The 26,601-nt window shown below is 34.4% G+C and carries 27 protein-coding genes and 1 pseudogene; 26 read left to right on the top strand and 2 right to left on the bottom strand.

All coding sequences use genetic code 11. The annotated features are described in order from the left end of the window. Positions 1-41: 41 nt before the first annotated feature. From ACWCL1_RS04940 to ACWCL1_RS04820, 25 genes are all read left to right on the top strand, one after another. On the top strand, positions 42-305 hold the full coding sequence (locus ACWCL1_RS04940; RefSeq protein ID WP_454545804.1) for a hypothetical protein: 264 nt from the start codon (positions 42-44) through the stop codon (positions 303-305). Positions 306-325: 20 nt separating this feature from the next. Continuing rightward, complete coding sequence (locus ACWCL1_RS04935) at positions 326-502, top strand: helix-turn-helix domain-containing protein (RefSeq protein ID WP_454545803.1); 177 nt, start codon at positions 326-328, stop codon at positions 500-502. 28 nt (positions 503-530) lie between these two features. Beyond that, positions 531-1,175 (top strand): hypothetical protein, encoded by a 645-nt coding sequence (locus tag ACWCL1_RS04930; protein ID WP_454545802.1) that lies wholly within the window; start codon positions 531-533, stop codon positions 1,173-1,175. A 289-nt stretch (positions 1,176-1,464) separates the two neighbouring features. Further along, a complete protein-coding gene (locus ACWCL1_RS04925) occupies positions 1,465-1,992 on the top strand; it encodes a phage terminase small subunit P27 family (RefSeq protein WP_454545801.1) in 528 nt (175 codons plus the stop codon). Continuing rightward, the gene (locus ACWCL1_RS04920) at positions 1,992-3,887 is read left to right on the top strand and encodes a terminase TerL endonuclease subunit (protein ID WP_454545800.1); all 1,896 of its coding nucleotides are present in this window, start codon (positions 1,992-1,994) and stop codon (positions 3,885-3,887) included. Before ACWCL1_RS04925 ends, ACWCL1_RS04920 begins: the two co-directional genes overlap by 1 nt. Before the next feature lie 10 nt (positions 3,888-3,897). Next, the gene (locus tag ACWCL1_RS04915; RefSeq protein ID WP_454545799.1) at positions 3,898-4,077 is read left to right on the top strand and encodes a hypothetical protein; all 180 of its coding nucleotides are present in this window, start codon (positions 3,898-3,900) and stop codon (positions 4,075-4,077) included. Beyond that, a complete protein-coding gene (locus ACWCL1_RS04910) occupies positions 4,077-5,210 on the top strand; it encodes a phage portal protein (protein ID WP_454545798.1) in 1,134 nt (377 codons plus the stop codon). The genes ACWCL1_RS04915 and ACWCL1_RS04910 overlap by 1 nt, the downstream gene beginning before the upstream one ends. A 28-nt stretch (positions 5,211-5,238) precedes the next feature. Continuing rightward, positions 5,239-7,002 carry a phage major capsid protein gene (locus ACWCL1_RS04905; RefSeq protein WP_454545797.1) on the top strand — a complete coding sequence of 588 codons (1,764 nt, stop codon included), beginning with the start codon at positions 5,239-5,241 and terminating at the stop codon, positions 7,000-7,002. A gap of 65 nt (positions 7,003-7,067) precedes the next feature. Beyond that, on the top strand, positions 7,068-7,364 hold the full coding sequence (locus ACWCL1_RS04900; protein ID WP_454545796.1) for a head-tail connector protein: 297 nt from the start codon (positions 7,068-7,070) through the stop codon (positions 7,362-7,364). Next, complete coding sequence (locus ACWCL1_RS04895) at positions 7,345-7,719, top strand: phage head completion protein (RefSeq protein WP_454545795.1); 375 nt, start codon at positions 7,345-7,347, stop codon at positions 7,717-7,719. Before ACWCL1_RS04900 ends, ACWCL1_RS04895 begins: the two co-directional genes overlap by 20 nt. Beyond that, the gene (locus ACWCL1_RS04890) at positions 7,706-8,128 is read left to right on the top strand and encodes an HK97 gp10 family phage protein (protein ID WP_454545794.1); all 423 of its coding nucleotides are present in this window, start codon (positions 7,706-7,708) and stop codon (positions 8,126-8,128) included. Before ACWCL1_RS04895 ends, ACWCL1_RS04890 begins: the two co-directional genes overlap by 14 nt. Then, positions 8,129-8,503: a DUF806 family protein gene (locus ACWCL1_RS04885; protein WP_454545793.1), complete on the top strand. Its 375-nt coding sequence runs from the start codon at positions 8,129-8,131 to the stop codon at positions 8,501-8,503. Positions 8,504-8,515: 12 nt separating this feature from the next. Then, positions 8,516-9,205 (top strand): phage tail protein, encoded by a 690-nt coding sequence (locus ACWCL1_RS04880; RefSeq protein ID WP_454545792.1) that lies wholly within the window; start codon positions 8,516-8,518, stop codon positions 9,203-9,205. Between the two features lie 75 nt (positions 9,206-9,280). Beyond that, entirely contained in the window at positions 9,281-9,664 is a 384-nt protein-coding gene (locus ACWCL1_RS04875) for a phage tail tube assembly chaperone (RefSeq protein WP_454545791.1), read from the top strand. A gap of 14 nt (positions 9,665-9,678) precedes the next feature. Beyond that, complete coding sequence (locus ACWCL1_RS04870) at positions 9,679-9,897, top strand: hypothetical protein (protein WP_454545790.1); 219 nt, start codon at positions 9,679-9,681, stop codon at positions 9,895-9,897. 37 nt (positions 9,898-9,934) lie between these two features. Next, entirely contained in the window at positions 9,935-13,561 is a 3,627-nt protein-coding gene (locus tag ACWCL1_RS04865) for a tape measure protein (RefSeq protein ID WP_454545789.1), read from the top strand. A gap of 230 nt (positions 13,562-13,791) precedes the next feature. Continuing rightward, the gene (locus ACWCL1_RS04860) at positions 13,792-14,643 is read left to right on the top strand and encodes a phage tail domain-containing protein (protein ID WP_454545788.1); all 852 of its coding nucleotides are present in this window, start codon (positions 13,792-13,794) and stop codon (positions 14,641-14,643) included. A 12-nt stretch (positions 14,644-14,655) separates the two neighbouring features. Then, positions 14,656-16,077 carry a prophage endopeptidase tail family protein gene (locus ACWCL1_RS04855; RefSeq protein ID WP_454545787.1) on the top strand — a complete coding sequence of 474 codons (1,422 nt, stop codon included), beginning with the start codon at positions 14,656-14,658 and terminating at the stop codon, positions 16,075-16,077. A 13-nt stretch (positions 16,078-16,090) separates the two neighbouring features. Next, positions 16,091-17,359, top strand: coding sequence for a family 43 glycosylhydrolase (locus ACWCL1_RS04850; RefSeq protein WP_454545786.1), 1,269 nt, complete (start codon positions 16,091-16,093; stop codon positions 17,357-17,359). Positions 17,360-17,426: 67 nt separating this feature from the next. Beyond that, a complete protein-coding gene (locus tag ACWCL1_RS04845; RefSeq protein WP_454545785.1) occupies positions 17,427-18,644 on the top strand; it encodes a hypothetical protein in 1,218 nt (405 codons plus the stop codon). Positions 18,645-18,787: 143 nt separating this feature from the next. After that, positions 18,788-18,970: an XkdX family protein gene (locus tag ACWCL1_RS04840; protein ID WP_454545784.1), complete on the top strand. Its 183-nt coding sequence runs from the start codon at positions 18,788-18,790 to the stop codon at positions 18,968-18,970. A 16-nt stretch (positions 18,971-18,986) separates the two neighbouring features. After that, a complete protein-coding gene (locus ACWCL1_RS04835) occupies positions 18,987-20,405 on the top strand; it encodes a pyocin knob domain-containing protein (RefSeq protein WP_454545783.1) in 1,419 nt (472 codons plus the stop codon). A 16-nt stretch (positions 20,406-20,421) separates the two neighbouring features. Beyond that, positions 20,422-20,727, top strand: coding sequence for a hypothetical protein (locus tag ACWCL1_RS04830; protein ID WP_454545782.1), 306 nt, complete (start codon positions 20,422-20,424; stop codon positions 20,725-20,727). Position 20,728: 1 nt separating this feature from the next. Next, on the top strand, positions 20,729-21,139 hold the full coding sequence (locus tag ACWCL1_RS04825) for a phage holin (RefSeq protein WP_454545781.1): 411 nt from the start codon (positions 20,729-20,731) through the stop codon (positions 21,137-21,139). Beyond that, positions 21,123-22,301: a GH25 family lysozyme gene (locus ACWCL1_RS04820; RefSeq protein ID WP_454545780.1), complete on the top strand. Its 1,179-nt coding sequence runs from the start codon at positions 21,123-21,125 to the stop codon at positions 22,299-22,301. The genes ACWCL1_RS04825 and ACWCL1_RS04820 overlap by 17 nt, the downstream gene beginning before the upstream one ends. A gap of 439 nt (positions 22,302-22,740) precedes the next feature. Here the strand turns inward: ACWCL1_RS04820 and ACWCL1_RS04815 are convergent. After that, positions 22,741-23,430: pseudogene (locus tag ACWCL1_RS04815) on the bottom strand (amino acid permease); the annotation flags it as partial. A 252-nt stretch (positions 23,431-23,682) separates the two neighbouring features. Further along, positions 23,683-25,614 (bottom strand): hypothetical protein, encoded by a 1,932-nt coding sequence (locus tag ACWCL1_RS04810; RefSeq protein WP_454545779.1) that lies wholly within the window; start codon positions 25,612-25,614, stop codon positions 23,683-23,685. A gap of 223 nt (positions 25,615-25,837) precedes the next feature. Here ACWCL1_RS04810 and ACWCL1_RS04805 point away from each other — a divergent pair, with 223 nt between their 5' ends. Further along, positions 25,838-26,530, top strand: coding sequence for a response regulator transcription factor (locus tag ACWCL1_RS04805; protein ID WP_454545778.1), 693 nt, complete (start codon positions 25,838-25,840; stop codon positions 26,528-26,530). Positions 26,531-26,601: the final 71 nt, after the last annotated feature.

Here is a 26,601-nt window from a genome sequence, read left to right as displayed (position 1 = left end):
GCTGGTATTAATTAAGGCGTCATCTTAGGGAGGAATGCATTATGAAAAGTAGAATTGAAATTTTAGAAGACGAATACGAAGAAGTGTGTGGTAAGATTCAGTTGTTAAAGCGAGTAACAAAAGACATGACAACATCTGATGAAGCTGTTAATAAACAGCTCGAAGAATTAGTTAACAAAAAAGAAGAGTTGTCATTGAGTATAAAACGAGAAGAGGCTTACAGAACAAGGCTTATATTAGAAGGTATCGACAATAAGATAAATAAGTTAGCTGATGCAGTGCGTGATATTGCAAGAGATAAATAACGAAAGGGAGAGTAACATTAATGACAAGTGACAACAAATGGCTTACATATAAGCAAGCAATGGATTACTTGCAGATCAAAAGTTATACAACTTTATACAAGTTTATTGATGATGGCTTGAAAGTATCTGAGATCGGTAAAGTAAAGCGCATCTCAACAACAGCAATCGATGAATTTATGAACGAACACACGGTTTAAACAGACACAAAGTTAGGAGGGATAGATTATGAAAACATTACAAGGTATTGAAGAATTAATTGATAAAACGGACGGATATGATAAGCGACATCGTCAATCATATTTTGATAAAATGCGTCAAGAGTGTAGTGATATGATTGCTAAACGTTTTGAATTGCTGGCTCAACTACACGAAGAACACATGGCATTACCTGAAGAAGAAGCGGAGTACATTAAACGACAAGCCGAGATATTGAATACTTACATCTATACTTTGAGAGATAGAATCTACGCTGCTATGGATAGAGAAGAAGTAGAAAATGAGATGAACAAAGATGCTTCGGAAGAAGAAGTACACGCAGAGCAAACAGTCAACCGTCCAGCGAAAGAAACGAAAGTATCCTTCCAATTAGATACAACACAAGCACAGAAAGCATTGAGGATGTTAAGTGATACGGTGTCTAATATCAAGGATGAATATACAACTGATAGAAGGTATTCACTAGCAGAAGCATACAACATCTTAAAGGATAAAGATAATCATTACACTAAGATGATTGATGTGTGGGATCTAACTGAATGGGAATTGACTACAGATGGTGAGACTTTGATTTCACAAAACGATGAAGGGATTACAGCTTGGTTACCTTCTAGAGATGATTTATTAAAATCAACGAAATATAGAATTGAATAAAAAAGCAGAAATCGTCAAGAAAATAAAACTTGACGACTTTTTTGTTCACTCCAAAATAAAAGCCCCCGCCCTTACTCTCACAACGGAAAGCGCGCCATGGAACTTTTGCTCGTTAAAAATACATTTTTGAATACCAAAAATTTTCAGAACCTATCATAACTTAGCAAAACCTCCGCAAACATTGATATATCAATAAAAAACCTCATTTTAACAATCTACCATATATGCTTCAATTCCTACAAAATAGCGTTAAAGGTGTGAACAAAAATGCTGGAAAGGGTGAACAAAAATGTCGGGAAGAAAAATGAAACTCACTCGCGATCCTAATGCTCGTTCAGAGTTCAAGAAGAACACAGAACAGTTGGACAAGTTCCAAAGCGGTATGGAAGAATTGCAAGCTACTCCTAATAAAAATTTTAAAGGAACAAAAGCTGCATACATCTACAAACAGTTGGTTGTTCAATTAAAAGAGCAGGGTTTTGTCAAAGAATTGGATATGCACCTTGTAAATTTGTTAGCAATGCACATTGATATTTATTACACGGCATATAAGGAAATATCAGAACACGGCATTCAACAAGCTATATATAAACCCATCCAAGATGTTAACGGCGATGTGGTAGACCACGCTTTTCAAGGCTATAAAGCTAATCCAGCAGTAAACACGCTTAATATGTCGACCAACCAAATTAAGACCATATCTGACAAGTTGGGGCTTGACCCACGTAGCAGAGCGTCGATGTTGGCAAATATCAAGACTGAGGAAGATGACGAACCTAGTTTGTCAGACTTACTTAACAAAGGCGGTGGGTTTTAGTGCGCGAGATTGATTTAACAAAAGAAGATGTTATTCAACAATATCAAGCGGAATTAAACCGCTATAAATATGATGACGTTTTCGAAAAATATAAAGACCCAGCGACAATGTATTGTCGTGATGTTTTGGACGAGAAAATCATCACTTGTAACACCATTAAATTAATGGCTTTTAGACATTTGCAAGATTTGAGACGAATTACAGAAGATGACGACTTTGATTATTACTTTGATTTAAAAGAAGCTGCTAAGATACTCAATTTCAGCTCATTAATGATTGATATTAGCACAGGTAATCCGTTGAAGCTTATGGAGTGGCAAAAGTCATTATTGCTGATGATTAACGCTTGGAAATCGTCCAAAGATAATACTAAACGCTTTAATAAAGTTATTTTTTCTGTCGCGCGTACTAATGGTAAAACTGCCATTTGTGCCATTCAGATTTTATACAGCTATTTAATCGAAATGGATAACTTAACAGGGCAAGAAGCCATTTTAGTCGCCCCAAATAACACTCAAGCTACTAAGGGTTTCTCGTACTTACAACTCCAAAGTAATCGTTTAAGAGAAATTAAAGCATTTGATAAGCTGTTTAAAAGCAAAAACATTGATGTACAAACAGATCAAATTATTTCTAAAAAAACACAGAATAAAACTTTAAAGCTATCTTTTGAAGCTAAGCGTTTTGATAGTTTGCACCCTCGTATTGTTGTTGCTGATGAAGTGGCGGACGATTTAAGACAAAAGTTAATCAGCGATGGATTGGATAAATTGAGTTCCGGTCAAGTTCAGATTGATAGTCCTCAACTGATTCAAATATCCACTGCATATCCTGATTCTAATTGTGCTTTTCGCAAAACAGAACAAATCATGATTGATGCGATGAAGAAAGATTATGAACGTAAATTAGAGAATACGTTATGCGTTATCTATGAACAAGATAATGTGGATGAAGAAACTAGTAAACCTGAAACGTGGATTAAAAGCAATCCGATTCTGGCGCTTCCAGAAGTTGGAGACCATTTAAAAGAAAACATGCTGAAAGAGCGTGATAGCAAAGAAGCGGATGGAACGCTTTACTCATGGCAAAACAAGAACTTGAATTGCTGGTTAAACCGCTCAAATAACAATTATCTTGAATTGTCCGACATTGAACAATCTATCGTTGATAAGCCGCCGATTAATATTGAAGGACAAGACGTATACATTGGCTATGACGCTTCTAATTTTAGCGATGACACATCATTGTCATTTGTTTTTCCATATGTTGATGACGGTGTTGGTAAATATTATATCTACGAGCATTCGTTTATCCCATTGGCGCGCAGTCAAGGACGTATTGATTTAAAAGAACAACAAGACAATATCCCATATAGAGCAATGGAGAAAAAAGGTTTCTGTTCAATCACAAAAAACGCTCAAGGGTTTATCAATGTTGACGAAGTATATAACTATTTAATGAATTTTATATCTGACAACAAATTGAAAGTTAAGTGCTTTGTTTATGATCGTTGGAACACAGACACTATTATTAAAAAAATTGAACAAAATAATGATTTTCCATTATTAGCTTTGCAACAAACAGCGCCGCATTTAAATGACGCTACAAAAGAATTTCAACGGACAATAGCAGAAGGTAGAGTTACATTCCTACATGACGAAGTGCTGACAACCGCTTTAACAAATGCGGTATTGGTCGTTTCAAATGGATTTGTAAAAATTGACAAAGACGCAGCTACTAAAAAGATTGACGTTGCTGATGCCATTATTGATGCTTTTGAGCGTGCCAGATACTATTTTGACAACATTAATTTTGATAAAGACAAAAACAATCCGTTTTCTGGAATGGATGATGACGAAATTAACGATTACTTTATGAATGAATTTAGTTTCTAGGAGGGATAGCATGAAAAAACTCATGATTTATTTATTGGACGGAATGCCGCTTATTTTATTAGTTATTGGAATTGTTTTAATCTCACTAGGAGCGTTTTCGATTGGCAAAGTTGTGGGATTAGTCACAACTGGAATTATGTTAATTGCAGTTTCCTTAATCTTTGCTTATCAGAAAGGAGATGAGCGTTAATGCCATTTAACTTTTTAAAAGGATTAGAAAAGCGGGATATGACGCTAAGCAATGTCGTGCCTTTTATTCCAACTAAAAATCAAACATATCCAACGGAGTTAATCAGTCAAGATTTAGCGTTGCAAAATTCGGATGTATACGCAGTTGTTAATCGTATTGCTTCTGATATAGCAGCCTGCAATTTTGATTGTCCCAAACCACAATATACAGCTATTGAGAAACCTAATCCTGTTCAGAACAAATTTGGATTCTTCCAAACAGTGCTAGTTAGTATGTTACTCACTGGGAATGCTTACTGCACTATTCATCGAAATGGAAGCAATGTACCTGATTATTTGGAATTAGTGCCATCAGAAAGCGTACAACTAAATTTAATTACTGATGACAATGGTTTAAAAGATATTAAATATACATTCAATTATAGCGATGGAAGAGACCCTATCACGCTGGATTCAAACAATGTATTGCATTTTAAATTAATGTCTGGTGGATATGAAGGGAATATGTACACGGGACGCTCTCCTTTGATGAGTTTAGCAGATGAATTGGAGCTTCAAAAACAATCTCATCAGTTGGCTTTATCAACGATTGCCAATGGTATTTATCCACAAAATTTATTGAAGATTCCAGAAGGCAAATTGAACGCCAAAACTAAAGAAAAAATCAGAAATGACTTTGTTAAACAAAACGGTGGAGCTAACCGTGGTTTGCCTATTGTTTTAGATCAATCGGCAGAATATCAACAAGTTGGAATTAATGGCGATGTTGCTAAGTTCTTAAATAATTACAGTTTTTCTCAAGAGCAAATCGCAAAGGCTTTTGGTATTCCAGATAATTATTTAAACGGTCAAGGAGATCAACAATCAAGCTCTGACATGTTGCAAGAACAATATATCGCTTGTCTTAACACATATATCGCGCCAGTTGAACAAGAATTATCCAAGAAATTCAATGTTGATGTAAAAATTGATGTATCTACTGTGTTCGATCGCACACACAAACGGGTTATTAGTGATGTTAATTCGTTAATGCAAAGTGGAGCAATTACAGGTGACCAAGCACAAGAGATTCTATCTAATGAACATGTTTATGATTTAACGCCAGTTGAAAATAATGCAGTTCCTACTGAATGAAGTTAAAGGAACGAAAGGAGGCGAAGCAATGCCAAATGCTGATGATATTCGGACGCTTGATGATGTTGTCCGTGCACTCCCAACAGAAGATGGAAATTTAAAAATTCGTGGTACAGCCATTGTTTTTGATGAACCATCTCAAGACATGGGATTTATTGAATATATTGAACCAGAAGCGGTGCGTAGCTTAGATTTTTCAAAGACTATGCTACTTTACAATCACGAAACAGGTAAAATCTTAGCTCGTGCTAATGCTGGGAATTTAAAAATTGAAGTAACTGAACGTGGAGTGGATTTTGAAGCAGAATTGCCACAAACAACGCTTGCTAAAGACGTTTACGAAGATGTGCGTAGCGGCAATTTACAAGGCTGTTCTTTTGGTTTCAGAATTGCTAAAGATGGTGATGACTGGGACACAAGAGATGACGGTACAATCGTTCATACGATTAGAAAAATTGATAATGTAGCGGAATTGTCAATTACACCAATTCCGGCTTATCTCCAAACATCAGTGGGTGTGCAACGCTCATTAGAAAAAATGAAGGAGGAAATCAGAATGGCAGAAGAAAAGAAACAAGAAACTGCTAAAAATGAAGAATCTGAAGAAATTCGGGCTTTAAAAGAAAAAAACTCCAATCTTGAAAAAGAAAACGAAGATTTGAAAAAGAAACTGGAAGAATCTAAGAAAGAAGATTCCAAAGGTGCTAAAAAAGAACCTGAAAAGGTTGATGATGAAGGTTCGGGTGAATCAGAAAAAGAATCTGAACCTAAAAAGAAAGATGTTCCTAAAGATGAAAAAGCAAAGGAAGTGAAACGTAACATGGAACATAAAGTAGATATTACACCAGAATCACAAATCAACACTCAAGAAAAAGAACTTCGCAATTTCCGCGATTATTTAGAAAATGGCTCTAAATATGATACACGGGCGGTTACAGGTGTCGGATTGCCACAAGGTCAAGTTATTATTCCTAAAACAATCTTGACTCCAGAACATAAGGTATACCAATTCCCACGCTTAGGCTCATTGGTTCGCACCGTGTCTGTTAAAACAACAACAGGTACATTACCACTATTTAATTTAGTAGGAGATAAGTTGGCTGAACATACAGAATTCAGCGAAACAACTGGCAATAATGCTCCACAAGTTGATGAAATTGATTGGAAATTAAAATCATATACCGGTAAATATGTATTCTCCCAAGAATTAATCTCTGATTCGACATATGATTGGCAATCAGAATTATCAAATTGCTTGATTGAACTTCGTGATAATACAGAAGACGCTGGCATTATGACTGCTTTAACAACTAATCCAGCTCATAAGAAAGACGCTTCAACAGACGTTATCAAAGATTTAAAAACTGCTTTAAATGTGAACTTACAACCTTTAGACTCTGCACAAGCAACTATTGTTGTATCACAATCAGCATTTAATTACTTAGATAACATGGTTGACAAAATTGGTCGTCCATTGATCAACAGCAACCTTACTGAAGGTATGGGCAAACAATTGCTAGGACATCAATTAGTTGTTGTTCCAGATACATTATTCCCATCTGCTTCACAAGGCGATGCAAACTTTGTTGTTGCTCCATTGCAAAAGGCTGTAATCAACTTTAAGCAATCTGAAATTACAGGCCAATTCCAAGACACTTACGATGTTTGGTATAAGGCTTTAGGTATCTTCTTGCGTGAAGATATTGTCAGCGCTCGTCCTGATTTAGTAACTACTATTAAAGCTGACACAGATGCTTTAGCAGCGGCTGCTTCAACTCAATCAAGTAAATAAATTTAATATCTATCGCCTGCGAAATAAACAGTACCGTAAGGGGCGGTTATTAAGGAGGTGAGAAAGTGCCAAGTGATGAAAAAGTAACAGAAGTCTTAGATGAACTTTGTCTTGATGATGAACCAGAAACGCGTACTTTAATTGGTAACTTAATCAACCAAGCTGAAGTATTGATTTGCGATTCATTGAGCTCAACCGTTAAGCCGGAAGATTTGAGAGATATTCCTATCTACCAACGAACCGTAAATACTGTGGTTGCTCAAATGTATTACGAAAGAACATTGCCGGATGGTTTCTCAAGGGGCGTCATGGCACTTTTAAACCATTTGGAGGGATACATTGATGACGACTCAACGGATTAAATCAAGGTATCAACCATATCAAATGCGACACAAAGTTAGTTTCAATAAGGTTGAAGAAGCGGAAACGCCTATTGGCGATGTTGTTGAAAAAAATGTATTTTGGTTCTCGAAACATTGTGCTAAAGTGAAGGTTTCGTTAAATCAAAAATTTAGTGTCGCTGGAACAGAGGCGCAACATGATGTATATATCGCTGTTAAGCATGACAAGCGATTAGATACTGATTATCAATATTTAACCGCAACAATGAACGATGTGGATTATCGAATTATTGATATTGATTCAGTTGACGATAACTACTTAAGCTATGACATGCTGACTTTACGAAAGGTTGATGGTCGTAATGGAACTAGATGAAGCACTGAATGAATGGTATCAAGATGTTGTAAGGACAATGACATTAACTCCAGATGAACAAGCGGAAATCACAAAAGCTGGAGCTGATGTGATTGCTCCTGAATTGGCTAGGGTAACGCCAGAAAGCAACCGTAATAGCAAACACTTAAAAGATAGCATTGTCACGCAAGCAAAAGATATTGATGGGCAAAAGAATGGTACAAGTGTTGTAGGATATACCGAAGATAAAGGATATATCGCACGTTTTATGAATGACGGTACAAAGTTTTACCCTAACCGAAAAGGAAGCGGAAAAAGTCATATTGGTTTTTACAACAGATTTTTAACTAATCCAACTGTAAAAAATAAAATGCTAACAGCAGAGGCAAATAAACTGAAAGAAATCATTAATAGAAAAGGCGGTGATTAAATGGGTTGCATTGACGAAACAAAACAATTACTTACTAACTTTCCTGATATTGATGAAATCTATTTATATCACATTCCAGATTCAAAGATTGATGATACTAACTCAACTATTTTGCTTTTAAGAGAAATCCAAATCGAAACTGACGAAGAAGGTAATGATGACTTTTTCGCAATTAATACTGAATTACAATTACAAATTTTTTTCAAGCGAAACTTTTCAAGCGGATTTGATATGCAACAATTCCAAACAAAACTATTAAAACTATTAGTAAAAAACAAATATACAGTTAGCAGTTTAGGCGGGGCAATGTACGACCCTGATACGAAACAATACACGCTAACTTGGTATATCGAAAAAGAAAGCTATTTAAATTAGGAGGCGTATAATATGGCAACAGTCGGTATTGATCGAGTATATCTTGGATTATTTGACGAAAATGGCAATATTTTAACGGATGCAACTAAAGGCTTTGAAAGCGGATGTATTGAAATTACAGATAATATGTTGGGTACAAACGCAGTAAATGTCCAAATCTCTAAAACAAATGATGAAGTCGATGGGAACAATAAAGAAGTTTCTATGATTAAGTCACTTCCAACTTGTTCTTTCGATGTTACTTTCAATAACTTGCCTTTTGATATTCAAAATAAATTATTAGGTCGTGTAAAAACTGGTAGCGGTTATGTTGATACAATGGTCAACACTTATGCTGGTATCATTGCTCGCACGTCTACGATGGATTATAAGGACTATGTTTACTACATTATGGGCAAGTCAGTTCCAACTCCAAAAGGACGGAATATGCAAACTAATACTTCCAAGAAAACAAATGTCGCAACGGACGAATTTTCATTTGAAGGTTTAGCTTGTGACCGTACAAATGGCATGCCTTACATGTTAGCAAGCTCAACAGAGGATAGTTTCTCTGAAAAAGAATTATTCGATCAAATTTTCCCAGGTCAAACATTAATCACTAAAGCTGACCCAGGTTCTTCATCATCACAAAACGGTCAAGTGATTACACCAACAGTTTCTGACAGTTCATCAAGTGCATCTTCAAGCGGGGTTACTGCTTAATATATTTTCCAAGTAGGCTTTATGCCTACTTTTTTTAGTTAAAGAAAGGAATAAAGATATAAGGAGGGTTATATGATGAAGATTACTCTTGAATCATTGCCTTTAAAAAAGAAAAATTACGAAGTTAAACAAACCGTTAAAAATATGCGATTGACGCAAAAGTTACAAAAAGATTTTGCTGAAACAAACGAAAAAATTAATAATTTAAAAAAAGAGATTGATAATACTGAAAACGGTTCTGATAAAATGAGCGAATTGGGTATGGAAATGTTGTCTGTGCCAATGGAATCAACAGAAAAGGCGGTTAAATACATTGCCGATGTACTTAAATTAACAAATAAAGAAGTAGAAAAAATTGAAGATGCACTAGAACAAGACGAAGTCATCAAAATTGCTAACGAAATCTCAATGAAACTATTAGGAGTCAACCCAGCCGACTTAGAAGAGTCAAAAAAATAAAGGATAGCCGACATTTGCAATATCTCAAAGCTAAACATTCATATGATGATTTTTTAGTCTTTGAAAAGTCTGCTATCCAAAATCTAGGATGGACTTTGGAAGAAATAGAAAACCAAGATTATTTTTTGTTAATGGAAATCTTAGGCACAGATTCAGAAGAAGTTCAACAAGAAGAAGTTTACGACGACCCTATGGAGTTGTTTAACAAAATAACTCAAGAAGGTCATACCTAGAGGGCGTTTGCCCTCTTTTTTAGTAAGGAGGAATATTATGCCAGGGAGCAAAAAAGTATCTGCTCAAATGAGTACAAGTGTGGCGCTCGACACGCTGAAAGCTGCTGAAAGTTTAAAATCATTGCAAACAGCAATTACTGGAACGACTAATGCGTGGAAGGCACAAGCTGCTGCGTTAAAGAGTTCAGGCGATTCTCAAGGTGCTTTAAAAACCAAAATTGATGGTTTAAAAGATACCCAAGAAGCAGAATTACAAAAAATTCAAGCACTCATCAATAAACAAAAAGATTTAGATGTAACTACTCAAAAAGGGGCACAACAATATACTAAATATCAAGGACAAATTGATAAATTGGTTGCCGCTTATGAGAAACAGAATGTACAAATTGATAAGGCTAAGCAGTCTTTATCTTATTACGAAAGCGGACTTGCTAAATTACAAAACGAATATAACAAAAATAGTCAGTTATCAGCTAGTTATGTTAATCGTCTAAAGGCGGAAGGTAATGAAAATCAAGCAATAGCTGCACAAATCAAAAACTTAAAGAGTAGTTACTCGAATTTAGCTCAACAATACAAAATTCAAGAAACAGAATTAAATGATATTGCTGATAAATCAGGCAAGGCTAGTTCAGCTTACAAAACTCAAGCTACTAGATTGAATGAAACAGCAACAGCGATGGCTAAAACAAAGAGTCAATTAAAAGAAATGAATACATCATTTGCTAAATCAAATGACACTATCGCTAAAGCAAAAGACAAATTAGGGTTATTCAACAAATCAACGGAAGATGGTACGACTAAGACTGGTAAATTTACAACAAGTATTAAGAACACCGCTCTTGGGGTGGGGATTGCCAATACTGCTATGGCAGCAATGAATCTTGTTACAAATCAAATTGGCGATGCAGTTAGTCGGGTAGACACTTTAAATAACTCAAAGCGTGTTTTCCAAAACATGGGATATAATGCTAAAGACACTAATGCAGCAATGGACGGTTTAAACAAATCAATTAAAGGTTTGCCGACTGGATTAGATGAGGCTGTTCAAGGCGTCCAAATGGTCGCTTCTACAACTAACGATTTGAAGAAGGCTCAAAAAGTATGGAGTGCTTTAAATGACGGTATCATCGGTTTTGGTGGTTCAACCGAAAATGTACAAAATGCTGTATTGCAATTATCTCAGGCATTTAGTAATGGCAAGATTGATGCTGAAACGTGGAATAGCATGATGGATAGTCAATTAGGGCCTACATTAAACGCTATTGCAAAAGACATGGGAATGACTACCGCTCAGTTAAAATCAGGCTTGTCAGACGGTGCTATTTCAGTTCAAAAATTCCAAGACGAATTAATCAAACTGGATACTAAAGGCGGCGGTGGTCTTAAATCGTTAAGCAAGATCGCTCACGACAGTACAGATGGTATTAGTACATCAATTAAAAACGCTACAACAAGTATCACTCGTGGATTGGGTGATATGATTGTTAAGTTTAGCGATGCTTTAAAAAAGGTTACTGGTAGCAATTTATCGCAATGGATAACTAAATTTGGAGACACCGCTGAGAAGGTGCTGGGGAAAGTTGGTGATTCTATGGGTCAAATTCCTAAAGTGTTAAACAAAATGAAACCAGCTTTCGATCTATTTAAACGTGGGTTTGACGTTACTTTCGCTGGTATAAAACCTATTATAGATGCGATTAAAGACAGTTTCTCTAAATTATCCAAAAACAGCGGAGAATTAGGGAAAACTTTCAAAACGTTGGCTCCTATAATTCGCGCGGTTCAAGATGTCGCTAAGGTTTTAGCTACTGTTTTAGGCAAAACTTTAGGGGCGGCGATTAGATTAGTAACTGATTTAATTATTGGTTTAGTAAAGTCTTTTAACAATGTTTCTGGTTGGATCGGAAAACTCCACAAAGGATTCGATGATTTTGCTAAAAATGCCGCTAAAACATTCGTTAATGGTTGGAAAGATATGAAATCTAATATGAGTAAAGCTGTTGATGCCATGAATGACAAAAACAGCAAGCTGCATGATGAGATGATTTCTAAAATTTCAGATGCTACGGGTGTTTCTAAAGATACCTTAAATAACGCTTACAATACCATGGGTGATTTAACTCAAACTTGGAAAGATTTAATGAGTGGTAAGTGGGATAAATTAGGCGGAGATCTAAAAAATATAAGTAGTGATTTGTCTAAAACTGCAAAAAGCACTTTCCAAGACATGTATGATACGCTTAACGAAAAAACGGGCGGTGGACTTGATAAGATCAAACAAGGCTGGGACAATCTTTGGAAGAATATTATTAATGGTATTAAAAGCGCTATTAGTAACGTAAAAACAGAAGCGTCAAACTTGGTTAATGGTGTTATTAAGCCGATCAATAGCATGTTAGATGGAGTTAAAAACGGTGTAAACTGGGTATTAGATAAATTCGGCGCTGACAAATGGAAAGGTTACAAGATTCCAGAAGTTAAATTTGCTACTGGTGGTACAGTTGGCAAAGGTGGAACAATGGCAGTTGTTAATGATGCTCCAGGTGCTAACTATCGTGAAATGTTCGCAACTCCAGATGGGAAATTCGGTATGTTTCCAAAGGAACGGAACTTTAGAACATTCCTTCCAGAAGGCACTCAAGTATTAGACGGGGAAAACAGTAAAGCACTTGCTGAAATGATGGATATACCGCACTTTAAAGACGGTACGAAGGACAAGAACTTATTTGAAAAGATATTTGATAAGGGCAAAGATATACTAGATAGCATCGGAGATATTATCGCTCACCCTATCAAATTCTTAGAGAAAGTAATTTCCGATAAACTTAAAGTCAATACTAAGGTTAAGTTCGCAAGCGATTTAATCAGCAAAGCTCCTTCGTTCTTTGCAAAAATGGGGAAAGATTGGATTAAGAAACTTGCGGAGGATTTTAAAAAGAAAAAAGAAGAATCAATAGGCGGCTTTGGAAGTATTAAAGATATGAAAAACAGCGATGATTTGAAGAAACTTGTCAAAGCTGCTTTGGAAGCTAACGGTCTTTCAACCAGTCAAGATATGATTGACAAAGTTATGCGACAAATTGCTACCGAATCAGGTGGGAATGCCCACGCTGTGCAACCGGGAGCTGATCCAGATGGAGATGGTTCAGGTCCAGCCATGGGGTTAATGCAAACCAAAAGAAGTACATTTAATGCTTATAAAGCTCCGGGACACGATGACATTTTCAACGCTTATGATAACTTGTTAGCTGCATTGAATTATGCTAAACACAGATATGGTCCAAGTCTTAGTTTTTTAGGACAAGGGCATGGTTATGCTAACGGCGGTTTTATTAATTCTGAACAATTAGCGATGATTGGAGAAGGTAATAAACCAGAAGTGGTGATTCCTTTGTCTTCCGAAAAGCAAGGTAGAGCATTAAGTTTGTTAACTCAAACGGTTAATAAACTTAATCGCAATGCTGGTAACAATACTCAAATCACTAATAACAAATCTCAATCTAATGTAGAGGCTAAGTTAGATACCATGATAGGTTTGTTAGCAAATATTCTTGGTGTTAATCAAGAACAATTAAATAAAGCCTCTAACAATGGCAATCTCAACGCTTTTTATCAACAAATGCAAAGAGATCAGTCAATAAATAACTACCAAGCATTTTAATATCTTGTTATAATGATAAATGTACCATTTGTAAATGGTACACAGTCGCCTCTTTATGAGATGGTTAGTAATTATCTTTTTGCGTATAGGGTGGTCAATATGGTCGCCTTTGCTGTTATGCTAGACATAGCAGTTTCTCACATTAGGAAAATTTATACTAATTTTTTCCAAGCAGTCGCTATATGCGGCTGCTTTTTTATTTTAGTTAAAGATAGAGAGGAGGCTACAAAATGAGTTTTAAAGACCTTTGGCTAAAAGTTAAAATCGGCAACGAGGATGAGATTGATGTTAATACAATTACACCAAATTTAAACTTTATTGAGTTGACATCAACACCAGCTTTTGCCAACTCGTATCAGCAAATTACAGGCGTTAATGGAAGTGTTTATACTACATCTCAATTTGACAAAACAACAGTTAATTTAAAGTTTCTTTTGCGGTTTAAAAGTTGGGAAGATTTTAATTTAGCTAAGCATGATATATATAGATTTTTCATGACTAAAGAAGTGATAAGGGTTCGCTGCAATACTGCTCCTAATAAGGTTTACTATTGTAGATCAATGCCTTTTGAAATCACAATATCAAAAGTAGGTCAGTTAGGTGCGGTATTTACAATTCCATTAGACAATCCAAGTGGGCTTGCTTATAGCATTTGCAATTCTGATGAATTTAATAATTTGGAAAGATACAATAATTGGAGTTATGGAATGAATATCCCTAATAACTATCCATTACAATATCATTTTTCTAATACTAATAATTTTACGGTGTATAATCCATCAGACGTTGATATTAACCCTTATTTGCAAAATGATAAACTTTCTATTCAAGTTAAATTTAGTGGAAATAACATCACAATTAAAAACAATACAAATGGCTCTAATTGGACGTATAAAAAAAGTGGTAATGGTTCGGATGTTTTATTAATCAACGGAGTAAATAGCAGTCTAAATGGCACTCCTTGCAGTAAAGACACTAATTACGGTCATATTCAACTTGATAAAGGTATTAATGATTTTGCGATTAGTGGAGCAAATAGTAGCGATATTACATTTAGTTTTCCTTTTGTTTATATAGCTTAGGTGGTGTGTACTATGAGTTTAAAAGATAAGTTAGTTATTAAAAATAAAGATTATAGCGAACCGCTTAACTCCGTTTTGCCTGATAGCCTCCAAGAAACTAAAACCGTTAACCAATCATGGCAGTTACAATTTAGTGCTTATGATGATAAGAGTGTCGCTTTCAGTTTGCTCAAATCTCAAAACAGTGTGATGTGGAGAGGCCAAGAATTTATAATTAAACAAATTCAACCAACCTACACCAACTCACTGAATACAACGCAAGTAACTGCAACTCATATTGGGTATGAAGTCCAAAGAGTATTTCAACACAAATCGAATACAGGTACTAAGACATACTCTGTTAATGATGTGCTTAGTTTTTATCTAAGCGGCAATGATTTTGGCTATTCATGGGAAGTACATGGCAATTTTGATAACCAGCAAATCGAAAATCTGGGTAATAGTAACGGTCAAGATATGCTTTCTAAAATAACTAGCACTTGGAGTAATGCGGTTATCACTTTTGATAATAAAAAGATAAAGGTATACAACGTTAATGATTACTACAAGGATAATGGTAAGGTTATTACTTATTTAGGGAACACCAACCAAGTGCAACTTAATTATGATAGTACAAATTTAGTTAATAAATTGTATTGTTTATCCGACAATAGCGGCGATGGCGAAGATAGCAAACCAGCGTTTAATCCATTTTATGTAACTGATGACGATAGTATTAAAAAATATGGCGTATACGAAGGGCAACCGGTATCAGATAACAGATTTAATAATGCTGATGCGATGAAAAAATACGCTCAATCTCAATTACAGCCAGAGCCAAGTTTGAGCATTCAAGTACAATTTAATGCTGATGACGAAGATATTGATATTGGAGAAATCAGGACTTTAATTATTCCAGAATTAGACCTTACAACTCAAGTTAAAGTTACACAGACAACTACTTATCCTTTGTCTGATACACAACAAAGCCAAGCACAATTAGATAATACAGCTCAAACTATCCTTAATTATAATAATAGTTTGAAGAATGCTTTAAGTGGTCGAACTAGCGGATTAAGCAGCTCTAATACCGCAATTAATAATGCTATTCAAAATAACCAAGATGAAATTAACAAAATAAATGAAAGTCTTAAACAGCAGACACAATCTATATCAAATAGCGATGGCACAATCACATTCACACTTAATAATGGTGTGGTCTATGTTAATTGTGTTTTTACCACTGTTAAAAGCGGTGATATTTGGAATGTTCCGAATGGATATACTCCAAAATCTAGTATCAGCGGTAGTTTGATTGTTAATCTTGATAAAAATTACATTATTAATTATTCGATTACAAATGGTAATTTTACTATTCAAAACATTGCTGACTTGCAAGGAAACAGCATTAATTCAATTTCTAGTTGTACAGCAGACTTTAACTATTTAATATAAAGGAGGTCAGAGTATGTCATTAATTAATGAGTTAAAAAAGTATAAATACATGGGAATGCCTTTTCATAGTCCGTCATGGCCGACACCAACATACAGCCACTTAATCGCTTCAAATGACGGTTTTAATTGGACTAATCTAAAAGACTATTCATTCGGCTGGAGAGACACTGATGTTCGCTATATTGGCGGTTTGTGGTGGGTGTGCTTTACAACTTCGGTTCGATATACAACCGACTTTGAAACGTTTACCGAAATACCATTTAAACACCCGCAATTTAATTCAGTTTGGGCTCCAGAATTATTTAAAGATAATGACGGTCAATGGTATTTAATCTATTGTGGTGGTGATGGCACAGATAATAGTTGGTCTATTTATGTTAATAAATTTTATCCCGACGAAAAGCGATTAGATGATACCGTTACTAAAGTTAATATTAATGAAAATGAACACTGGATTGATGCTAATCTTAACTACATTAATGGTTATTACTATCTTTGGTTATGTTGCACCTCACGCGATCCTCACGAATTAAGATTATACAAATCAAGTTCATTACTTGGAACTTATGAAAGAGTGCAAACTAATATTACGGATAGAGTAAAAGAAGCTGGAATGGTGATTGATGAAGCTCCCGAAATGCTGTACAGAGATGGCCGCTATATTCTTTATTCAGATCCTTATTATCATGGTTTACCTGAACTTGATAGATGTGTACAATATTCTATCTCTAAAGATATGACAAATTGGAGTAGTCTTGCTAAAGTGTCATGCACAGGCAATTACAACCCTAGACACTTTACGCCGTATTATATTGGGGATATTAATTTGGATAATAGTAATGTTGATAGCGGCAATTCTAACGCAACCTTAAATGATATTAGTTTCAATCTATGGAATGGAGATCCTAATATTTTTTATAAAATAAATTTAGATAATTTTACTGTAATTCAAAGTTTTATTAATAATTGGAACGGATTAAGTAAAGTTAATGATCTATACGAACCGATAGGCGTTACGTTAGACATAACCGACTACGGAGAGGTCAACCGCAACGCATACGGACAGTTTATTGATAATGCAGAAAAGATTAATAGCTTTATTGTTCTTTACTGTAATAATTATCGAATTAACGATGATGAGTTTGTGATTATTAAGCCGACTATTCCATATGATACAGATTTTAATAAAGATAGCATCAATAAATATTGGCAAGATTTGCAACAAGATTTTAATTTTCTAATCAAACAAGCAAAAGCAAATGGAGTTGTAGAAGATATTTAAGAGTGAGTTTATACTCGCTCTTTTTTGCTTACAAAAAAACGTTAAAGAAGCAGAAAGGAGCGATCACATGGCAGATAATTTGATGCTTAAAAACATTCTGGGTGATGACTACGATCAATCTCCTAGAACTAATGCTGTTTATCTTAACGGCAAACTTAGATATTTCAATATCGACATCGACCAACCGGGGAAGTATTTTTTTAACCTAACAGACGCTTTCAACGCTTCGGTTGATGAAGGTAACAAGGTTATCCCAATTCGATTAAATCGTGGTGGTGAAGACATTAATCTTAACGGCTGGGTTATTAGTGCTGATGGTGTATATCCGGATGACACAACGCCGTTTAGTATCACTAGCTCTATTGTCAGCGCTAGTCCGGCGTATATTCGATTTAACTTACCATTAGGCTTATTTCAAGCAGTTGGAGTATATAAATTCCAATTTACTTTTAAAAACGCAACTACTGGGGAAATATTAAAATCTCCATGGCAATTCTTTAATGTTACTCAATCAGCCACCAACATGGCTTTAGATTTGAATAATGGGATTGAGCCTTACGACAGTGAATATCTTAAATGGAAAGATAAAGTCGAAAAGCAAATCAACGCTTTACAAGATCAACTGGGGAATATTAATGTTGCAGCTTCTCAAATGCAAGATTTGATTAACCAGTACATCTCTCAAGCTGAGCAATACGCCGAAAGCGCTTGGGGAAAGAAACTCCAACAAGATAATACTTGGGGTGGTACACAATCCTTCAATAAAGCGTCTATTAAAGATTTTAGTGCCGACAACGTAAATTCTAACAGTTTCAGTGGTTCTAACATGACCTTGGATGGATTATTAACTCTAAGTTCTGCACCAGCTCTTAAATATGTCGGTGGCAACGTTGCTAGAGGTTTCATGACCTTTGAAGATGAATTCTTTGTAGCTACTAACCCGGCGGACAATCGGGGAGGAGCTAACTTTGTCAACGGAGTAGAACCTGGCGCCGGCGGGCAAAACTACATGAATATCCGTGCATTTCGTATTCCTGATCCTAATGGAACTACAACGCACGTAATGACTAACATTCACGCCAACTGTAAAATCCCTGATTCAGCAGTTGGTAAGGCAATTATCCAATTTCCTTCAAGTACACACATGTTTGAAGGTATCGATCAAACACCGTTTTTCTTAGGAAATTGGGTATTGCAGTTTTCGGGAGCTGATAAAACCTTGCGTGTTCAAGGTAAGATTGACAGTTCTGGCACTAATAATTTACAAGATTCAAAAATGATTTAGAGGTGTAAACATGAAACATAAATTTGATAGAGATAAAAATATTAAGTTAGAAAAAGAAATCAAGCAATTAAAAAAAGAAATTGAAGCTCTTAAAACCATGATTAAAGCTCAAGCTAAGTGTAAATAGAAAGGATTGAAATATTATGATGAGTTGGTATGAAATTATTAAACAACAATGGCAATTAGGGTGCTATGATGATCCTTCACAATTGGATATTTATGTTCAAGTTGGTTGGATTACAGAAGAACAAAAAGAAGAAATCGTGCATAGTACAGACGTTTCACCAGAACAACCTGCAGAAAACCCAGCAGACATTCCTGATTAATAAGAGGTGTTTTTAGATGAAGAAATTAACTCTTTTAAATGATGATACGAACGTTAAATTGGGAGATACAGGCACCTTAATCCAATTCAAAGCTAGCATTAATGATACACCTGTATTTTTGAAAGAGGGACAAACCGCAAATTTTAGGATTAAAAATGATTTGGGCTTTTTAAAATCTATTGATGCAAATACAACCATGAATGGCTATGTGTTTGAGTTTGATACATCAAAACTTGATGGGCTAGTTCCTGGAACATACCAATTAGAATTAGCTGTATCTAGAACAGCTGATGACGTGGATATTTTCCCAGACAGAGGTTTTGTGCAATTTGCCATTACAGAAAATGCTTTAAGCGTTACTGGGGAACAATTACCTGTGATGAGTTTAGAAGCGTTTAAAAAAGAGGTGAACAGTTATGTTTCTACTAAAGTTGATGAAACCAAAAAAGACATAACTGATAACTTTCAAATTTATGTTGATGGAATTACCGATTCAACAACAGATATTGCCAATAAGGCTAGTCAAGACGCTACTAATGCGATAGGTGTTGCTAATCAATCCAACGCAAAGGCTCAACAAGCACTTGATATATCTGATAATTTGAATGATAAAGTTGCCGCTAACACTACACAAATTAGCGATTTATCTAATAAATTAATACCAATTTATAATAATCAGACTAATGTGTTAGTAAATTCCGAGTTAAAGAATTTTAATAGTTGGGTTCATGGATCTTCTGTAATATTGTCTAACGAAACATATAACAATAATGGTGTTATTCAATTAACTCCAGGCACATCATCTAATTATCTAGCACAAGACGTAAAAGGGATAGATAGCACAAAAGGATATACTTTTTACGTATATGCAAAGGGAAGTACGAATTCAAAACTTCACATAGAATTTAGAGCTGGTAGTAAGACTGATATTAATTTAACTTCTAATTGGCAATTAATGACTTTTTCAGGAAAGTTTGCAGATCCGTCGTATACACGCTTATATTTATGGAATTCTGGTACAAGAGATAATATCTATATTTCAACGCCTAAGCTAACTCAATGGTGTATGACTTTTGATATGTATAACAAGCTAGTCAACGCTACATCGTCCATAAACCTTCTTAAAGACCAAATGGGGCAATTAACTATACAACTTGCTCAATCACAAATGGCTCAAGCCGCTCAATCAAATACTGATTTAAATACTCTAACAAGTGATGGTAAATGGAGCTTTAATAATACAACTGTATCAAATGCTCCCGGCGGTGCTAAGACGTTAACAGGAACGCTAGAGGTTACTAATAATGGAACTAGCGGAGTACAAACTGTTGTTGATGCAGTCGCCGATATAATGTTTTGGCGAACTTGGAATGGAAGTAACTTTAATAAATGGCATGCGGTGGCTAATGACTCGTCAATTATTAGTCCGGCTTAGCAACGGAGGTGAAACTATGACTTTTTTCGGTTTTAGCATTGAAGATGTAGCGGCTTTTTGCACTGCATCAGGAGCTTTTTTAGGAGCTCTAGTATGGCTGTTTAAATGGGCGTTTAGAACCGAATATAAAAAAATTTCTGAAAATAAACAACGTGAATTTTATCGCCTAAAAGATATTATCGGAGAGTTAAAAAGTGCTATTGACACTTTAAGTAAAACAGTCGATGTTTTAAGCGCCGATACAAAGGTAATGGATGGGACAATTGGTAATCATGAAACCAGAATATCAATTCTAGAAGAAAAACATAGGAAGGATGATTGAATTGAATGATTTAATCACTATTGGAAGTTTTATTTTAGCGATTATTGTAACTGGATATATTTTATTCAAAAAGCCAGCTATGACAAACGAACTACTACAGGCATTAGAACAATTTGCAAAAGATGCAGTTGTAGTCGCTGAAAAAGCCGGATTAACAGATAAATTGTTAGATAAGAAACAATATGCCATTCAGAAACTTCAAGACATGCTAACTCATGCTGGCTTCACCAAACAAGATGAAGAATTGCTTAGCGATTGTATTGAACATGCTTACTGTGAACTTAAACAAGATATTGAAGCAGTTTACGCAAGCAAAAGCACTGATAAAGTTTATAAACTTTCAGAAACAACAGACGCAAATGGCAATATTAAACCAGAATTAGGAGGCGTTGTAAATGAAGAAAACAAGTAAATTAATTGTTGGCGCAGCAATGGTTGCTGGATTAACATTTGGTATCGGCTCAGTCAACGCAGCCCGTACAGACATGGTTGACGTATCAAATCACAATGGGAATATGACCGTTGGTGAATATGTATCAATGCGTAACAATTATGGTGTTAAAGCTATTACATGTAAAATCAGCGAAGGAACTTATTACCATGATCCTTACGCAAAGATTAACATTGCTAACTCACAAGCTGCCGGATTGTATATTAATGGATATTACTTCTGCCGGTATACAAATGTAGAGCAAGCTAAGGCAGAAGCACAATATGCAGTTAATATGGCAAAACAAGATGGCTTGCCAATTAATTCTGTATTAGTAGCAGATATTGAAGCAAGTCAACAACAAGGATTAGGCACAGCAACTAATAGTCTTGCCATTTCAGCAATGAAACAAATTGTAGAAAGTGCTGGATATAGATTTGACGTTTATACAATGGGGTCATGGTTAGGTTCCAATATCAATAGTAGCCAAGCTGGTTGGATTGCCAATTATCCTTATAATGTAAGTGTTGATAAATATACCGACAAGCATGGTTGGCAATGGACGGATAAACAACAATTTAAAGATAGTTATGGTGGTTTTGACGCTAGTCAGTTATACGATGATTATTACACTGGCGGTCAAAACAAAAACGCAGTTATTAGTAATGGTAATACTCATGATGTATCTCATGTATCTGGTAACGGTCAACAAGCACCGGATACAAACGCAAATATGACTGCAGAAGGTAGCAACAGCGATGAAGATTATGCACAAAATGGCACATTTACCGCTAATACAACATTGAACATTCGTACAGCACCAAGTACAAGTGCAAGCATTGTCGGATCATACGCACCGGGAGAAAGCCTTGTATACGATCATGTTTACATTAAAGGTAAATATGTATGGTTGCGTTACATGAGTTATAGCGGATCATATCGCTATGTTTGTGCTGGTGTTTTAGGTGGCGAAGAATACGGAACACGTCAAGCATATTCAGCAACTAAAACATATACAGTTAAGAGTGGTGATACATTAAGTGGCATTGCCAAAAAGTTAGGCGTATCAACATCTTACTTAACAAGCAAAAATGGTATTAGTAATCCTAACTTGATTTATGCTGGAGAAGTGTTAAAATATTAATACCGAAGTTTAGTGGGGCGTTGCAAAACGCCTCTTTTTTTTGTTGCGAAAAATATGGTATAATTGACTACATCAAATAGGCTAGAGATAGTTAGCTGCTATTATCAAAGCGCCAATGGCCTGTCGTGGTTAGCTACCATTAAAAAAGATGGGACGGCAGAAGGAATTTGCCTATTATCCTTGATGTATTGGCTATACACTGTCGAGCGTTATAAATAAAAAAATACCAAGTTAGTAAATCAAGTTTAAGGTATTTCTTGATTTCGGTGATCGTGTCTATAGATGGCACGGTCTTTTTTTATTGCAAAAAAATAATGTGGGTTACCCACAAAGCAACCCACACAAAAATTAATTCAATGACGTTAAATGAGATTTTATATCCGTAAAAGCACCTATTTATAGCCAAAATTAAACTCAATGATACTTAATTAAATTCTACTTTCATTCTAGTAACAAATGGAGCAACTAATTCAGCACCATTCATTGCATAAATCAACATTCCAACTGTAGCAAAGTATTTAAAGTCAAATTTTGGTAAAATTGCATGTAAATTAAATGGTTGAGTAGCAATATGACTACCTTTAGATAAGGCCGTAAAAGTCATAATTACAAATAACGCCGTCATGCCAAACATTGCAATTCCGCCAATTGTACTTAAAATTTCCAATGAGTTTTTAAAACGTGATTGGATAAAGATAAAAAGTACAAATACTGTTAAACTTAGCAATGCAAACATTCCATTTGAAAGATGTTTTTCAAGTGAATCATCCCCATTGAAACACCATCCCAAACCAACAACAATTGAATTGGCAGTATCTACAACGTAAGGAATTGAAGCAGCCCAGTAGGTCCATGCTGTAAAATACCCTAAAAACTCACCACTGGTTCCACGAATCCAAGAACTTAATCCACCACCTTCATGACTAAAAGTTGATCCTAATTGACCAACCATTAATGAATAGGGAATTACGTATAAAAATAGCATAATAACCCAACTAGAAATTACACTTAGTCCTTGATTTTGAAAATTATAAATTAAGTCATCAAAGCCAATTACTGTAACAAAATCCATTAATGCCAACACTGGCCATGCTATGTATGATTTTGATAACTTATTAACATCATCCATCATAATTTAACTTCCTCTAATTATAAATAACGATAAACCTTTAAAATTTTACTATAAATTTAAGTAGAAATAAATTAATATTCATAAAAAATTATAACCCGAAGTTATTTTTTCAATGTCGTCTAGAAGTGGAGTCTAGTAATCATAAAAAGCGCGACACAGGTATATAATACTTAGGTTAAACTTAAATCCACTCACATTTTTAACCTATGCTACATTTGTTTAAATGATCTTACTATATCGTATAAACTTTTATTCTTTTCGATACGTTTGATATTGTAAATAACATTTTGAATTCCCCTTAATTTGGTCTTTATCAATTGGGTAAGAGGATTTACCAATTTCAAGTTTCAGAGGAACTGAACTTAAGTTCGTTACTTTAACCTTTATTTTACCTTTATGTGCCTTTGAAATTGCAATATTATCTAATTCACTTGCCAGACATTTCTTATCAACTATTATTTTATTATTTTGAGTAATTTCAACTTTAACCTGATTTGACTCACCACTATAAACATCAATTACTAAACGATCAACTTTAATTGGAAGTTTAATCTGAGTAATCATGCTTTGATTTTTTTTAAAAGTTAATTTTTGACTATCAAAATAACTTCCAATATTTTGACCACTAATATAGTATTCTTGGACAGGAAGAGTCGTTGCTTGTTTTCCAACCAAGATTATACTAACTAAAATTAAATCTATGCCAATTAAATTAGCTGTTTTAGAATGCTTATTATTTTGAATTTTTTGTAATAAACTTTGCCAACCAAGAATTCCAAAAATTATTAGAATTGGTAAAAGCGGTAAACTGTACCTTTCTTCTACTTCCCAAATAAAAATATGAAACATTATTAAACCAATTGTAAAAATTACTAATAAAAGCTGAGAACCATCAATTTTTCGCGTAAATAAGTAAATTAAAGTTCCAAATAAAAGCATCAAATATCCAATCTGCAGAAGATTAGGGATCCAATATTGAATTTGTTTTCTTTGAGTTAGATACCAAGCTGGAACTTTTTGCCATTGTTTTGTGAGTCTTTGAAAGTCAAAGGTTGATGAAGTCATGAATAATTGTAACTTTTCAAAAGAATGCCGCACAAATCCCTTAACTCCCATCTTTTTATAATTTTCTTTAATTACTTTAATATCATGCTTACTCCGAGCATTTTTATTTTTAGTATCCATATCATCTAAAGTAATTTTCTTTAAATAATCGCCATGCGAATTAGGATCTGATGCCATCGCAATCCAATGGGTTACAGAGAAACTTTTATTAACGTTTTTTTGATACTTTGTTAAATTTTGTAGTCCTTTAATTCCTAAAGTACAAAGCACAAAAGTAATAATAAAAATTATGAAGTACTTAATTATCTTCTTCCATTGTTTTTGATGGATTGTTTGAATTCCAAGAATAATAAAGAATGCAATTACTAAAATCCAAAAATTGCCTTTTAATTCTGCTGCAAAAATCATTAAAAAACTAAGTAAAATTGGCTTGAATAGTTTATGCTTAAAATTAAATTCCCCAATAGCAGCTACCATTAAAACAACTGGCAATACCCAAATATCTGTATAATCATAGATTGCATAGGCATAAAATGGAATTGTAAAAATCCAAACTAAAACTAAGAGAGGAGTTAAATTTTCATGATGCCATTTTTTTAATAAAAAAAGTGCACTAGCTAATCCTAAATCAAGCCAAATAAATTGAATAATACTTATCATGATCCATGGAGTAGATAAATGAAAGAACATACTTAACTTAATTAATCCAGCATACATAATTGCAATATTGACATTATTAGAATAAATTTCAAAATATCTTTTCCATGCAAAATTTCCATGTGCTAATTTATAAGCTTGATCACGGACATAAAAACTATCTGCACGTCCATAATCAACAAAATGAAATGCAATATATATTTGCAATATAATTAATAAACCAAATAATATCCATTTACAAAATTTAATTTGTCTAGTAGTTAAAGTTTGTAAGACCTGAATTAAAAATACCATTACTACTCCTAATCCAAGTGCACCAATGGTAAGCACCAGTGGCGAAAACCATTGTGAGACTGCCATAAAATTGACCGGAACAAAAATTCCCATCAAACTTACAATTACTAAAATTAAAGTCAAAATAATAACACAAAATTGATTTAAACGTGAACTTTTATACATAACATTTCGTCCTATCGTATTGATTTTTACATACCATTCATTATAAAATTAGTAAAATAACAAGTAGATACTATATTTTGAATTTATCGTGAACTTTCTTCAAACTTTAAAGAAATAATTCAAAAAAATTCAGAAAAGTTTCAAATTTATTTTGCTTTATCGATACATAAATTAATTATAATGCATTATACATATATTTCATATTATGGAGGGGCCATACATAATGAATGATACAATTTTATTAGTAGAAGACGAAGAAGGTTTGCGCAACTCACTTAAAACTGAGTTTGAATTTGAAGATTATGATGTTTTAACAGCGGATAATGGAGAAGATGCATTAAAAATTTTTAATGAGAAGAGAAATAAAATTCATTTAATTGTCTTGGATTGGATGATTCCAAATTTAGATGGCTTGGAAGTTTTACGCCGTATTCGTAAAACAAGCGATGTGCCAATTATTATGTTAACAGCTAGGGATTATGTAGGTGATAAAGTCGCTGGACTAAATGGTGGTGCTGATGACTATGTAACAAAACCATTTGAAATTCAAGAATTACTTGCGCGAATTCGTGCAGCAATTCGGCATCGAACCATGCGTTCTGGATCATCAGATGCCATTTATCGCGTTAGGGATTTAACGCTAAACATGAAAACACATCAAGTTTTTCGAAATGGAGAAAGTATCCAATTAACACATCGCGAATTCCAATTATTAACTACCTTATTTGAACATCAAGGCGAAGTTGTTCCCCGCCAAGACTTACTTGATATTATTTGGGGTGAAAATTTCGATGGTCAACCTAATATTGTTGACGTATATGTTCGAATGGTACGTGACAAAATTCATGATAAAGACCGTTCAAATCGAATTATCAAAACAATTCGGGGAGTCGGCTATTCTTTAACTAACAATTAAATTGACAATTCTGAAAAAATTTCATTTAAATTTCATCTAAATTCGCTTTTTTCAAGGTTAGTTTCTATTTA

The sequence above is a fragment of the Ligilactobacillus sp. LYQ135 genome, from assembly GCF_053711055.1.
This window is presented reverse-complemented; position numbering and strand designations above follow the sequence as displayed.